This window comes from bacterium, assembly GCA_030690305.1.
Classification (GTDB): Bacteria; Patescibacteriota; Minisyncoccia; order Phycocordibacterales; family JAGLPS01; genus JBBUCK01.
Genome location: JAUYHB010000022.1, coordinates 14,937 through 28,067 on the forward strand (window position 1 = coordinate 14,937; position 13,131 = coordinate 28,067).

Here is a 13,131-nt window from a genome sequence, read left to right on the forward strand (position 1 = left end):
AGATAGATTTTTTAAAGAACTGCTTTGAATTCCTAAGAACTATTATAGCATATTTTACAATTTAGTCAAATAAAAAGCCGGTCACGAAATCGTGACCGGCTGGTTTTTCACTATGTACTAACATCGTCTTTCTTTTTCTCTTTCTCCTTTTCAGTACCCTTTTTTTTCTTTTTGGGTTCAGTAGAAATCGGCAATAAGGTGGTGACACCTGTTTGTCCTCCACTATTTATTACCAAAGTACTAATCTCACTCTCTTGCCCCAGATTTCTGGTGGCAAGGTCAGTTTTAAGAAGATCAACACCTCCCTCGTATTTGTCTGCTACTTCGAGGAGTTTTTTCAAACCCTCTGCCTCTCCTGTTCTTCTTAAGAGGGCCGCTTGTTGATCCCCCTCTGCATCTTTGATTTTTGCTTCCTTGTTAAGTCTGGCAATTTCGATTGCTTGCAGAGCTTTGGTAACATCTGCCTGTGAAGCGGAAGGTTCAAGTTCCACAAAGTTAACCTGGGAAATCTCCACTCCATAATTTTCTCTCAGGCTATTATTGATAGACGTTACCTTTTTTACCAGGTCGGCATCATTCCCCTCCTTGTCCTGAGATCGGAGTGTCTCGAAATCCACCGTACCGCAATAAGAGACAAGTGCTCCCTGTATTGCTGCGATTACAGGAGAGAACCATTGCCCTTTGAATACAAAGATGGGCTTGTAGGGAAATACAACTTGCAGTGTGACAATGATGGTTATGTTGATCTTGAAGTTTCCTTTAAGTTCAACGTCTATTGCCTCAACAGGGTAGGGGTATTTCCAGAACAACGAATTTACCTGTTCATCACGAGGGACTATTTTATACCCAACCTTTTCTTTGATGAATTTTTCCCAAATAAACTCATAGGAATACACCCGAGTTCTGGGGTAATCAATACCAACAAAGTAAATTCTTTTTTTGTCCAATCCCAGACGTCTACTTAACCATCCAGGAATGCCCACATCATTCGGTGTTCCTTTTCCTTTCACGATTTCCGCTTCCATCCCTTCACCTTTAATGTAGTATCCGGGAATGTTGGCAAGAATTCGCTTAAGCGTATCGCCCTCGACGATAAATTTTATCTGACCTTCGGGCAATGTCGTGAAGTATATGTCTGCCCGCGCCAGAAAATAAACCGCGAGAGGAACAAATACAAAAACAACAAGCGAAAGCAGGGCTGCCGCTATCACAAACTGTCCCACAAAGATTAATATTTCCATTTCTCTACCTCCTTTAAGGTTTAGAAAGACAATGTAAAAGAACTGCCTTTTAGCTTTTTCCTAATAAGGACAGTACCACTTTTTTGGTAAAAAGTCAATAGATAGAAAGATAAAATAAAGAGCCTCAATAGGGCTCTTTATTTGTGGTGGGCAGAGGGAGACTTGAACTCCCATGGATTGCTCCGCTAGCTCCTAAGGCTAGTGCGTCTACCAATTCCGCCATCTGCCCGATGATATTTACTAAATACAGGATTTTCGGCTTCTTCGTGTTGTCGCGCTCCGTCTCGGACTCGCTTGTGTGTCGTCACAGATAAATTTGCTGACGCAAATTTTCTGCGACCCCGGCTCGTGGTTTTTGCCTTGAGCAAGGCTCAAACAAAAACATCACTGCGCCCCGGACAAGTTAAAAACTTTGCCTTGCAAACTTTTTTAACTTGTCCGCCCAGCAGGATTCGAACCTGCGACCGTTTGCTTAAGAGGCAACTGCTCTACCAACTGAGCTATGGGCGGGAATATATCAATTTCAAACTTGCATCGTGGCTGTTATCTGCCAAAACAGCTATGGGCGGATAATTCAATACTGTAACAAAGTTTTTTGCGATTGACTAACTTTACCGAACCGATTCATACGTTCCTTCCGTTTGATGTTTTCTGAATACAAACTGCCACAGTTGGTTATCCCGAACATGAAAAGTGGCAGCCGAACTCAAAAGGTAATATTTCCACATTCGATAGAATCTTTCTCCGTATTTTTCTTTAAGCGTAGGCCACGCGTTGTTGAACCGTTTAAACCACTCTCGTAATGTTGTTGCATAGTCCGGTCCGAAGTTTTGAAGGTCTTCCAGTATAAAATATGCCCGTGATGCTTTTTCTATCTGCGTAAGTTCGGGAAGCATGCAATTGGGAAAAATATATTTTTCAAACCACGGATCTCCTCGCACCCCCGGAGCGTTTGTGCCGATTGTGTGTATAAGGAAAACCCCCTTGTCCTTAAGAAGGGACAATACCTTTTTGAAAAAAATAGGGAAATATTTGTATCCCACATTCTCAAACATTCCGACTGAAACTATTCTGTCGAATTCTCCGACAGTGTCTCGATAGTCCTCAATACGAATTTCAATAGGGAGGTCTTTCACACGTTCTCTCGCCATAGCCGCTTGCTCTTTAGATACCGTAATACCCACTCCTTTTATTCCATAATTTCGTGCCGCATATTCCAAAAGGCCACCCCAACCACACCCGATTTCAAGCAACTTCATTCCTTTTTTGAGTTTAAGTTTTTTGCATATAAGGTCGAGCTTGTCTTCTTGTGCCTTATCGAGACTTTTTGCATTACGCCAATATCCGCACGAATAAATCATTCGCTTGTCGAGCATCTTTTCAAACATCTCATTTCCGAGATCATAATGTTTTTTAGCGCTTTCAAAAGCGCGTTTCTTCATTCCAATCACTCCAAAAAGACCGGCAATGTATTGCGAGGCTATGGATAATAACAGACGGGGGGAACGAATTATTTTGAGAGGAAGATTTGCTTTAAGAATTCTCCCGATAGTTTCTTCCAAATCATCCGATTCCCACCAGCCGTCCATATAAGACTCTCCAAGTCCGAGTGAACCGAAACGTACTAGGCGGTCAAAGAACCCTTCATCTTTTACCCGCATATCCCATGGTTGAGAACCGTTTATTGTGAACTCTGCTTCACGTGCCAGTGCCTCCACAAACTCTTTTGAAGTCATACTAGCGATTATTCCATGAAACAGGGGAGTATTTCAAGGGAAACTTATTTGTTCTTGGTGCCCGGGGCGAGAGTCGAACTCGCATGCCGTGAGGCAGAGGATTTTAAGTCCTCCGTGTATACCATTCCACCACCCGGGCAAAACCTTTAAAAGGTTGGAGGCGTAGGGGGGAATCGAACCCCCGCATGGCGGTTTTGCAGACCGCAGCGTTTCCACTTCGCCACTACGCCTTACACAAGTTCATCAATACGTTGTCGATTCTTCTCTCCTTTGTCGAGTGCAAATTCAAAAAAGGGAACTTTCCTGATTTTGATACGTTCAAGAACGTAATGTCTCAATTCTCCCGCTTTTCTTTTAAGAAAGTCAAGCGTTTCGGCTTCCAGTGCTTCCGGATACACACTTACAAAAACGATAGCCGTCTTAAGGTCGGGAGAAAGTCCCAGATTGGTAACTGTAACAATGGCCGAGTTTTCCAATGTACGTTGGACGAAATCGGCGGCAAGCGCACGCATCGTGTCGTTTGCTTTTTCTACTCTGTGGCTCATTTTTCGACAAAGATAACGGAATGCAATAAATCTCCGGTTGCAGGTTCGATTTTCGACTCAATGGTAATTCCACACTCTTCTCCTTCGGTGGCTTCACTTATTCTGTTTTTCAATTTTTGCATTTCACGTATTGAGCCGACCCCGATTTCCACTCCACGTCGAATAATCTTTACTTCGGTACCTGTCTTGATGGAACCTGTTTCCACCCGTCCCCCGACGATATATTTATTTTTCTCCGCACTGAATGTTTTAAGAACTTTCAATGTTCCTATGATTTCTTCCACGGTAATTTTCGGGGTTTTTTCTTTCAATACTTCTTCAATTCGTTCCAGAAGACCGTAAATAACATCGAATGTTTCAACCGTAATTCCCGAACGTTCTGCAAGGTCCTTTGCCCCACTGTCGATTTTCGTGCGAAACCCAAACACAATGGCGTTCGGATGGGAAATAGCAGACTTGATATCGCTTTCCGAAACGGCACCTATGCCCGCGCGGATAACTTTCATTTTTGCTCTTTCATTTTGGAGTACCTCGATTTTTTTCGTCAGCGCTTCCAAGGAGCCCGATGTGTCGGCCTCAATGATGACGGGGATAACAAAACGGAGGTCCTCACTCTCCTCTTTTTTGTTTTTAATTTCCACTTTATTTTGTCCTTCGGCATATTCCTGCGCTTCGTTTTTGGACAAAAAGGTTTTAAACAAAGCTCCGACGGGAGGAAGCGTGTTCCAGCCGATAATGCGCACCGGAGAGGAAAAACTTGCCTTCTCAATTTTTTCTCCCTTGAAATTTTCCATAATACGCACGGGTGCATATGCTCCGTCAGATGCGACAAAAGATCCGCTTTCAAGAGTTCCATTTTTGATAACCAGCGTTGCTGTTGAGCCTTTGCGCGGGTCGAGTTCATTTTCAAGTACGATGCCTTCCGCGGGGATGGACGGGTTTCCCGTGAGTTCTTCAAGTTCCGCAACGAGGAATATCATGTCCAAAAGTTCCGGCACTCCCTGTCCGGTTTTACCGGAGATGGAAACAAAAGGAATCGTGCCTCCGAAGCCTTCCACGTACACTTCGTTTTCCGCAAGGCTCATCTTTGTTTTTTCAATGTCCGCTTCGGGCTTGTCCACTTTGTTGATGGCGACAATGAAGGGGATACCGGCTTCCTTGATTTCTTGATACGCTTCCTTTGTTTGCGGTTTAACTCCTTCTTCCGCCGCCACAACAAGCACCGCAATGTCGGCGATTGCCGCGCCCCGGGCTCGGAGTGCGGAAAAAGCTTCATGACCGGGTGTGTCAAGAAATGTTAACTGTTTTTTGATTCCTGTTGCGGTCGTGTATGTCGCTTCATACGCCGAAATGTGCTGAGTAATCCCGCCGCTTTCCTTTTCCGTGACGTTTGTTTTGCGTATGTAATCAAGCAGGGTCGATTTACCGTGGTCGATGTGACCCATGACGGCGATGACTGGTGTTCGCTCCGACAAATTGTTTATTTTCTTTTCCATGACTAGTGATTACTTACCGAATGTTTAGCCTTCTCCAGAACGTGTTTTTCCTCGTCGGTCAATTCATATTCCGACGAGAATTCTTTTATAGGTTTTGAAAAAACGCTTACCCGTTCACGCGAGTACAGACTTGATATGACGACGCCGTTTCCTTCTTCGTTTACGAATGCTGTCGCGAAACTCTGATTTCCTCCCGCACCTGTGCCCTTAAAAGGATTGAAACGTACCGTCTCCACGGCGCGCGTGCCTGTCTTCATCCTTTTTTCAAGATTTTCAAGGTGGGCCGAAGTTTCTTTCCGTGAACGGTCAAGGGATTTAATGGCGCTGTGAATATAATGCACCACTTCCTCGAAATCTTTCGCCTTTTGTCCTCCAAACACTCTCTGTATTCTTACTTCAAGGCGGATAATCCACCCTATAAGGATAACGATAATTCCTGCGGCAATGTATAAAATTGTGTATATATCGGACATTGTGGAGAAAGTGCGTAACGTTACGGATTATACAAGAAAGGGACCGAAACGCAAAACAATTGAAATTTGAAACGGAAGTACGTAGAATGACGCCATGCCAATTTTTCCCAAGAAAAAAAGAATATTCCTCGATTACGCGTCAACGACGCCCGTATTGCCCGAGATAGCAAAGGTCATGGCACCGTTTTTGCAGGAACAATTTGCGAATCCGTCCGCACTGTATAAGGAAGGTGTGGAGGCACGGGCCGCCGTCAGTGAAGCGCGTCTTGCAATAGCCCGTACCCTCGGAGTCCGCAAAGATGAAATTGTTTTTACCGGTAGCGGTACCGAATCCATCAATCTCGCCATACTCGGGGTAGCGAACGCATACAAAGGTAAACGTCCTCCACACATCATCACGACAAAAATCGAGCATGCATCCGTGCGCAAAGCCGTTGAAGAGGTTGAGAGAATGGGAGGAAAAGTTACCGCTATTTCTCCGAACGAAGAGGGAATGGTTTCCGCTACCGATGTGTTTGAGGCAATTACCGAAGACACTGTTCTTGTTTCCGTTATGTACGCAAACAATGAAATAGGGACCATTCAGCCGATAAAAGAAATAGGAAGAACGATTCACGAATACAGGGAAGCACGCAAGAAAAAGTATCCATACTTCCATACCGACGCAAGCCAGGCGGCCAATTACCTTCCCGTTTCCCCGTCCCGATTTTATGCCGACCTTATGACACTTGATGCGACAAAAATGTACGGACCGAAAGGTGTCGGAATGTTGTATGTGAAAGAGGGGACGCATATCACGCCTATTATCCACGGAGGCGGGCAGGAAAACGGATTGCGTTCAGGAACGGAAAACACGGGAGCGATTGTTGGCATGGCCCGCGCGCTTCTCATCGCACAGACTGACCGGGAAAAAGAATTTGAACGGCTGAAAAATCTTCGCGATTATTGCATCTCACAAATTAAAAAATATTTTCCGAGCGCAACAATAAACGGCAGTGCGACGGAACGTCTTCCGAATAACGCAAATATATGTTTCCCCGGAATCGACTCGGAATTTGCCGTCATATCTTTGGATGCCGAAGGAATTGCCGTATCCGCCGCGAGTTCATGCCGCACGCTTGCAGAAAGATCGTCTTCTTATGTAATTGAAGCGATAGGGAAGAAAGAATGCGCATCATCAAGCCTGCGTTTTTCTTTCGGACGCTTTACGACAAAAGAAGAGGTGGATGCGTTACTCAAAGGCCTTGTACGGAGGATACGAAGCAATTGATTCTACGGCTTTTTTTGCTATCATTAAGCGCATGGAAGATCTCAGCAAACAACAACTCATACTCCTTACACTTTTATTGAGTTTCGTCACGTCAATTGCTACGGGAATTATCACCGTCTCTTTGCTTAACGAGGCCCCGCAAGAAGTGACGCAGACAATAAACCGGGTAGTCGAAAAAACGATTGAACGCGTTGTTCCTGTAGAAATTCCCGGAACGTCCACAACGAAAGAAGTTGAGAAAATCACCGTCATAGTAAAAGAGGAGGACCTTGTCATCGATTCCGTGGAAAAGAACAGCAAAAGCATCGTGCGTCTCAAAAGAACCGTTGGCGAAGGAACGGATACGTTCCAAGGCTTTGGTCTTATAGTGAATTCAAACGGTCTTACCGTTTTTCCCGAAAACGCTTTTGTTGAAGGAGGAACGTATCAAGGCGTGTTTTTTGATGGTGCGACAACCTCAATAAGTATTGCAAGTGCCGATACGAAAAACGATTTGGTCTATGTCCAACCTTCGGTCTTTTCTTCTGACCCGAAAAAACCGTACGCTTTTTTCCCGGTAACTCTTTCCAAGGCTGTGCCCAAACTTGCCCAGAGCGTCATCGTTCTTTCCGGTGTTGATACAACCTCAATCGCAACGGGCAGAATTTCAACGTTTGGTTTTACTGAAGTACCCGTGAAGGAAGGGGAGCCGAAAGCGAAAATTCTTTCTTCCATTAAAACGGACATTACTTCAAAAAACGAAGATCTCGGAAGTCCTCTTCTCAATTTGTCAGGAGAAGTAATGGGAATAAAAAGTGTTTTTACCGAGAGTGTTTACCTGCCTTCCTCGGTCTTGAAAACAAGCCTTGCCACAAGTACACCTGCCGCGCAGTAAAACGTTGACATACAGTTTTTATATTGTATTGTGATAATACTTATTTTTACGTATGCCGCCATTTAATCAATTTACAACCAAAGCCAAAGAAGCCATACGCAAGGCCCATGAACTTGCTATTGAGCGTGGGCAAAACCACGTAAATCCGCTTCATCTTCTTACCGCCCTCATTTTACAGGAAGAAAGCATGGTCACTTCCATACTCGACAAACTGGAGATTGATTCGGTGCTTCTTACCGATTCGCTTGTCGATTCCATAGACGGCCATGAATCACACGGAATGCTTTCTCCCTCATATCAGATTTATCTTACGCCGGAACTTGCCCAAATTCTTGAAGGCAGCGTGAAGGTCGCGGGGAGTCTCGGAGATGATTTTGTTTCCACTGAACATTTGTTTATTACGTTTCTTGACGTTCCGGGCGCCGCGCGCGAACTTTTGTCCCGATTTAAAATCAACAAGCATGATGTTCTGAAAGTCATTGAAGAATTAAAAAACAGCAACGTAACGGATTTGCAACAGCCAAAACGATTCAAATCTCTTGCCAAATACACGCGCAGTCTTACAAAACTTGCTTCGGAAAACAAACTCGATCCCGTGATTGGGCGTGAAAACGAAATCAATCGCATTATCCAAATTCTTTCCCGTCGGACAAAAAACAATCCGATTCTTATCGGAGAGGCGGGTGTCGGGAAAACGGCTATTGTCGAAGGTCTTGCCACAAAAATGGTAACCGGAGATGTTCCCGAATCGCTTCGCGAAAAAGAGCTCGTGTCTCTTGATCTGGGACTGTTGGTCGCGGGAACGAAATACCGCGGTGAATTCGAAGAACGATTGAAAAATATTTTGAAAGAAATCGAACGTTCCGAAGGTAAAATCGTTCTCTTTATCGATGAAATTCACACTATTGTCGGAGCAGGTTCGGCCGAGGGTTCCATTGACGCGTCCAACATGCTCAAACCTCCGCTTGCGCGCGGGGAGTTGCGCGCTATAGGGGCGACGACGCTCAAAGAATATCAAAAACACATTGAAAAGGATCCGGCCCTTACCCGCCGCTTCCAGCCTGTTTTTGTTTCCGAACCTTCCGTTGAAGATACCATTGCCATCCTGCGAGGCCTTAAGGAGCGCTACGAGCTCTACCATGGTGTTCATATCACCGACGAAGCTATTCAGTCCGCAGTCAATTTAAGTTCCCGCTATATCACCGACCGTTTTCTTCCGGACAAGGCTGTTGACCTTATTGACGAGGCGTCTTCGTTTTTGAAAATTTCCCTTGAAAATATGCCACCCGTGCTTTCGGAAACCCATTCACGCATCACAAAATTGGAAATTGAAAGAGAAGCTCTTAAAAAAGAAGCGTCCGAAACGAAAGGAAATACGAAAGCAAAATTGCGCATCAAGGAAATAGAAAAAGAAGTCGCCGATTTGCGCGAGCAAACATCCGAGCTTGAACTTAAATGGAAAAACGAAAAAGAAACGGTTACGGATATAAAAAGAATAAAAAAAGAACTCGATGTCCTGCGTATCGAAGGCTATAATGCCGAAGCCCAGTCCGATCTTACAAAAGCGGCGGAAATACGATATGGAAAAATCCCCGCGCTTGAGAAGGAACTTGAAACAAAAACACGAAGACTCAAACGTCTTCAGATTTCCCGCCGTATTCTCAAAGAAGAAGTCACCGAATCCGATATTGCCGACATTGTTTCCCGATGGACGGGAGTCCCTGTTTCCCGAATGCTTGAAAGCGAAGCGCAGAAACTTTCCCGAATGGATGAAGAACTTGAAAAACGGGTTGTCGGTCAAACGGATGCCGTCAAACGGGTGTCAGACGCTATCAAGCGCGCCCGCGCCGGAATTTCGGACCCGCAACGCCCTATCGGTTCTTTTCTTTTCCTCGGTCCTACCGGTGTCGGGAAAACCGAGCTTACCAAAGCACTTGCCGAATTTCTCTTTGATGACGACAAGGCGCTCATTCGCGTCGATATGTCTGAATTCATGGAAAAACATTCCGTTTCAAAAATCATCGGTTCGCCTCCCGGTTATGTCGGCTATGATGAAGGCGGCGGGCTGACCGAAAAAATCCGTCACCGACCGTACTCTGTCGTTCTTTTCGATGAGATAGAAAAAGCTCACCCTGAAGTGTTCAATATTTTGCTTCAAGTCTTGGATAATGGGACATTAACCGATGCCAAAGGACGAACGGTGAACTTCCGCAACGCCGTTATTATCCTCACCTCAAATATCGGTGCCCAGTATATCGATAAAATGGAAAAACTCGGTTTTGGAGGGCAGGGAGGTGATGCAGCGGTATACAACGACATCAAATCAAAAGTGATGGATGCACTCAAGGATTATTTCCGTCCTGAATTCTTAAACCGTCTTGATGACATCATCATTTTTGACATCTTGAACAGAGAAGCGGTTGCAAAGATTGTAGAAATCCAAATAGACCAGATTACCGAACGTCTGTACCAAAAGGAAATTTCGCTCGCTATATCGCCTGAGGCCATGGAATTTATCGCAAAGGAAGGATATAACCCGCAATACGGAGCGCGCCCTCTCAAGCGTTTGATTCAGACCAAAATCCTAAACCCAGTTGCTTCTTTGATTCTAAGTAAAGGAGTAATGAAGGGTGGAGTTGTATCGATAGGCTTTAAGAGCGGAGAATTTACTTTCGATATAAAAAAGGGAAGGAAGGGAAGTCTCATTGCTGAAAACATACTGACAACCGACTCGGTTTCTTAAACAAAAACCCCTTGCGTAAAGCGGGGGTTTTTGTTCGAAGGTGGGCACGGAGAGACTTGAACTCTCAAGGACAAAGTCCATACGCTTCTGAGACGTACGCGTATACCAATTCCGCCACGTGCCCATCTGGATTGTTTAGTTATACAACAATCTCCTTTACTTTTCTAATTTTTGCCTTTACATTTATCTGTATCGCGCAGGTGGCGGAGTGGTCAATCGCACCTGACTGTAAATCAGGCGGCTTATGCCTACGGGGGTTCAAATCCCTCCCTGCGCACACGAAAAAATGTCCAGCTTTGTGCTGGATTATTTTTTGTTGTCACTTTCACAAAGTATGCTATTCTTTTTTCAGACCGTGAGGGGAGCGATTCCCTCCTTTACATATATACGTTCTTTCACAAGAGAAACAAAAAAGATAGAAAAATCCCAAATATATCTTTGGAGAAAGGATTGAAGTAATGGATAAAAACAAAGTTGAGGTTGAGGCGCCTTTGCCCAATGTCAAACTCAATCAGAAAGAGAATCGTGTCATCAGTTTTTTCAAATACGCGACGCTTCTTGATTGGGAGGATTGGACTTGGCAGATGCGTAATCGTATTCAAGCTAAAGATAAGGGTGTTTTATCCAAGCTCATAAATCTGACACCTGAAGAAGAGAGGGGTATAGACGGGTGTAAAGACAAACTCACTATGTCTATACCACCGTACTGGGCAAGTCTCATGGACCCCGAAGATCCGACATGCCCGATACGTCTTCAGACTATCCCGCAAGGCCTTGAACTTGAAGAAGCAAGTGATGAAATGAAGGACCCGTGCGGGGAGGACAAAAACATGCCTGTGTACGGACTTGTTCATCGCTACCCGGACCGAGTTTTGTTTTTGGTGAATGAGATGTGTGCTATGTATTGCCGTTATTGCACACGCTCCAGGATGGTTGGAGATGGAAATCGGACGCTTCGGCCTGAGACATACGAGGCCGCGTATGATTATATACGCTCCAACAAAAAAATCCGTGACGTATTAATCTCCGGAGGTGACCCCTTAACCCTTGGAGACAGGATGCTTGAGGAGATTATCAAAAACCTCAGGGCGATTCCTCATGTGGAATTCATACGCATCGGAAGCCGTGTTCCTGTAACTCTGCCGCAACGCGTCACCAATGACTTTGTCGCCATGCTAAAGCGCAACGGCCCTATTTGGATGAGCATTCACTTCAATCATCCCAAAGAAGTGACCAAACGCGTAAAATTAGCCTGCGGTCTCTTGGCTGACAATGGTATCGTAATGGGAAGCCAAACGGTGTTACTCAAGGGAGTTAACGACAAGCCCTCAATCATGAAAAAACTTTTTCATGAACTTCTTCAGATACGGGTGCGTCCCTATTATATTTATCAATGCGATCCGATATTGGGTTCGAAACATTTTAGAACCCCAGTATCCGTCGGAATAAATATAATGGAAAAATTACGCGGACACACGACTGGCTATGCCGTTCCCACGTACGTCATAGACGGTCCGGGTGGTGGAGGCAAAATACCCATTGCTCCTCCCTACATTCTTTCCTACGAAAATGGAACAACAACTCTTCGTAACTATAACGGAGAGAAGTATGTTTACCATGATCCTTAACGGATCTTGTTTCTCAAAAGGGCAACCGCAACGGTTGCCCTTTTTGTTTGCTCCGATGCCGAAAACCCTGTATGATTAAGCCATATTATGACCGGACCCAAGAAATACTGCTACTTTAACGGGAAAATTATTCCGTTTTCACAAGCAAAAATAAGTGTAGACGACTTAGGGGTGACGCGGGGCTATGGTGTGTTTGATGTTTCAAAATCATATGAAGATGGAAAAGTGTTTCTTCTTGATGCTCACGTAAACAGATTTTTCCATTCCGCGGAAACAATTGGCCTTCTGCCTCCGATGTCAAAAAAGACCCTTGCCCGCATTATACAGACGCTTCTAAAGAAAAATGGCGGAGGAGAAGCGCAAGTGCGTGTTGTGATGACGGGCGGGGCGCCCGTGGACGGATTACGGTTTAATAAAAAGAAACCAACCATATTTATTTTAATAGAACCCTTCATTCCTTTTCCGCATTCCGTATATAAAAACGGCACAAAACTGATGACCCACGAATTCCAGCGTGCTTTCCCGAGGGCCAAAACAACCAACTATATTACGGCGGTTTCCTTGCAGGAAGAGCGGGTTAAAACAAAAGCAATAGAGATACTTTTTGTTTCAAGGGGATTTGTGCGAGAGGCGAGCACAAGCAACGTTTTTATTGTCAAAGGAAATAATGTGATTACGCCCTACGAAGGTATTTTGCTCGGTATTACTCGCGATTTTGTATTAAAACTTGCAAAACCGCTTTATCACATTGAAGAAAGAAATATCCGAACCGAAGAACTGTTTTCCGCAGACGAAGTGTTTTTGACCGCGACCAATAAAGAGATTGTTCCTATTGTAAACATCGATGGTAAAAAAATAGGAAACGGCAAGGTGGGGAAAAACACAAAACAGCTGATGCACCTTTTCAGAGAAAAAACAGGACCCTCCTCGATTCAGTTATTGTAAGCAAAGCTTGCAACGGCGGTGCTCGGCGATAAAGAATCCATAAATGTCTTCTTTACTCCTTGCTGGCCGTTGTAAGGTCGAAGTTTTTGCGATACTATCCCACAATATCGGGGGATTAGGTAAGTGGTATACCGGCGGTCTCCAAAACCGCATTCGGAGGTCCGATTCCTCCATCCCCCG

At 44.8% G+C, this 13,131-nt stretch carries 10 protein-coding genes and 7 tRNA genes; 7 read left to right on the top strand and 10 right to left on the bottom strand.

Going from position 1 to position 13,131, the window contains the following annotated elements; all coding sequences use genetic code 11:
* Window positions 1-110: 110 nt before the first annotated feature.
* From Q8O71_02765 to Q8O71_02805, 9 genes are all read right to left on the bottom strand, one after another.
* Entirely contained in the window at window positions 111-1,241 is a 1,131-nt protein-coding gene (locus Q8O71_02765; protein ID MDP2705294.1) for a hypothetical protein, read from the bottom strand.
* A gap of 144 nt (window positions 1,242-1,385) precedes the next feature.
* A tRNA-Leu gene (locus tag Q8O71_02770) sits at window positions 1,386-1,470 on the bottom strand.
* 208 nt (window positions 1,471-1,678) lie between these two features.
* Window positions 1,679-1,751, bottom strand: a tRNA-Lys gene (locus tag Q8O71_02775).
* Window positions 1,752-1,852: 101 nt separating this feature from the next.
* The gene (cfa, locus tag Q8O71_02780) at window positions 1,853-2,977 is read right to left on the bottom strand and encodes a cyclopropane fatty acyl phospholipid synthase (protein ID MDP2705295.1); all 1,125 of its coding nucleotides are present in this window, start codon (window positions 2,975-2,977) and stop codon (window positions 1,853-1,855) included.
* A 55-nt stretch (window positions 2,978-3,032) separates the two neighbouring features.
* Window positions 3,033-3,116: transfer RNA gene (locus Q8O71_02785), tRNA-Leu, on the bottom strand.
* Window positions 3,117-3,132: 16 nt separating this feature from the next.
* Window positions 3,133-3,207, bottom strand: a tRNA-Cys gene (locus Q8O71_02790).
* Window positions 3,208-3,522 (bottom strand): ribosome-binding factor A, encoded by a 315-nt coding sequence (locus tag Q8O71_02795; protein MDP2705296.1) that lies wholly within the window; start codon window positions 3,520-3,522, stop codon window positions 3,208-3,210.
* Complete coding sequence (gene infB / locus Q8O71_02800; GenBank protein MDP2705297.1) at window positions 3,519-5,018, bottom strand: translation initiation factor IF-2; 1,500 nt, start codon at window positions 5,016-5,018, stop codon at window positions 3,519-3,521. Before infB ends, Q8O71_02795 begins: the two co-directional genes overlap by 4 nt.
* 2 nt (window positions 5,019-5,020) lie before the next feature.
* Window positions 5,021-5,491: a DUF4446 family protein gene (locus tag Q8O71_02805; protein MDP2705298.1), complete on the bottom strand. Its 471-nt coding sequence runs from the start codon at window positions 5,489-5,491 to the stop codon at window positions 5,021-5,023.
* A 94-nt stretch (window positions 5,492-5,585) separates the two neighbouring features.
* On the opposite strand from Q8O71_02805, the gene Q8O71_02810 reads away from it, so the two are divergent.
* Genes Q8O71_02810 through Q8O71_02820 form a run of 3 tightly spaced genes read left to right on the top strand, consistent with a single transcriptional unit; the run spans window position 5,586 to window position 10,378 of the window.
* Window positions 5,586-6,761 carry a cysteine desulfurase family protein gene (locus tag Q8O71_02810; protein ID MDP2705299.1) on the top strand — a complete coding sequence of 392 codons (1,176 nt, stop codon included), beginning with the start codon at window positions 5,586-5,588 and terminating at the stop codon, window positions 6,759-6,761.
* Window positions 6,718-7,635, top strand: coding sequence for a hypothetical protein (locus tag Q8O71_02815; GenBank protein ID MDP2705300.1), 918 nt, complete (start codon window positions 6,718-6,720; stop codon window positions 7,633-7,635). The genes Q8O71_02810 and Q8O71_02815 overlap by 44 nt, the downstream gene beginning before the upstream one ends.
* 52 nt (window positions 7,636-7,687) lie before the next feature.
* Window positions 7,688-10,378, top strand: a complete 2,691-nt coding sequence (locus Q8O71_02820) for an AAA family ATPase (GenBank protein ID MDP2705301.1) — start codon at window positions 7,688-7,690, stop codon at window positions 10,376-10,378.
* 41 nt (window positions 10,379-10,419) lie between these two features.
* Here the strand turns inward: Q8O71_02820 and Q8O71_02825 are convergent.
* Window positions 10,420-10,502: transfer RNA gene (locus Q8O71_02825), tRNA-Leu, on the bottom strand.
* A gap of 70 nt (window positions 10,503-10,572) precedes the next feature.
* Between Q8O71_02825 and Q8O71_02830 the strand changes: the two genes are divergently transcribed.
* The 4 genes from Q8O71_02830 to Q8O71_02845 all read left to right on the top strand — a co-directional run bounded on the left by Q8O71_02830 (window position 10,573) and on the right by Q8O71_02845 (window position 13,131).
* Window positions 10,573-10,655, top strand: a tRNA-Tyr gene (locus tag Q8O71_02830).
* Between the two features lie 181 nt (window positions 10,656-10,836).
* A complete protein-coding gene (locus tag Q8O71_02835) occupies window positions 10,837-12,006 on the top strand; it encodes a KamA family radical SAM protein (protein MDP2705302.1) in 1,170 nt (389 codons plus the stop codon).
* Window positions 12,007-12,093: 87 nt separating this feature from the next.
* Window positions 12,094-12,951 carry an aminotransferase class IV gene (locus Q8O71_02840; GenBank protein MDP2705303.1) on the top strand — a complete coding sequence of 286 codons (858 nt, stop codon included), beginning with the start codon at window positions 12,094-12,096 and terminating at the stop codon, window positions 12,949-12,951.
* Window positions 12,952-13,060: 109 nt separating this feature from the next.
* Window positions 13,061-13,131 (top strand) — tRNA-Trp (locus Q8O71_02845).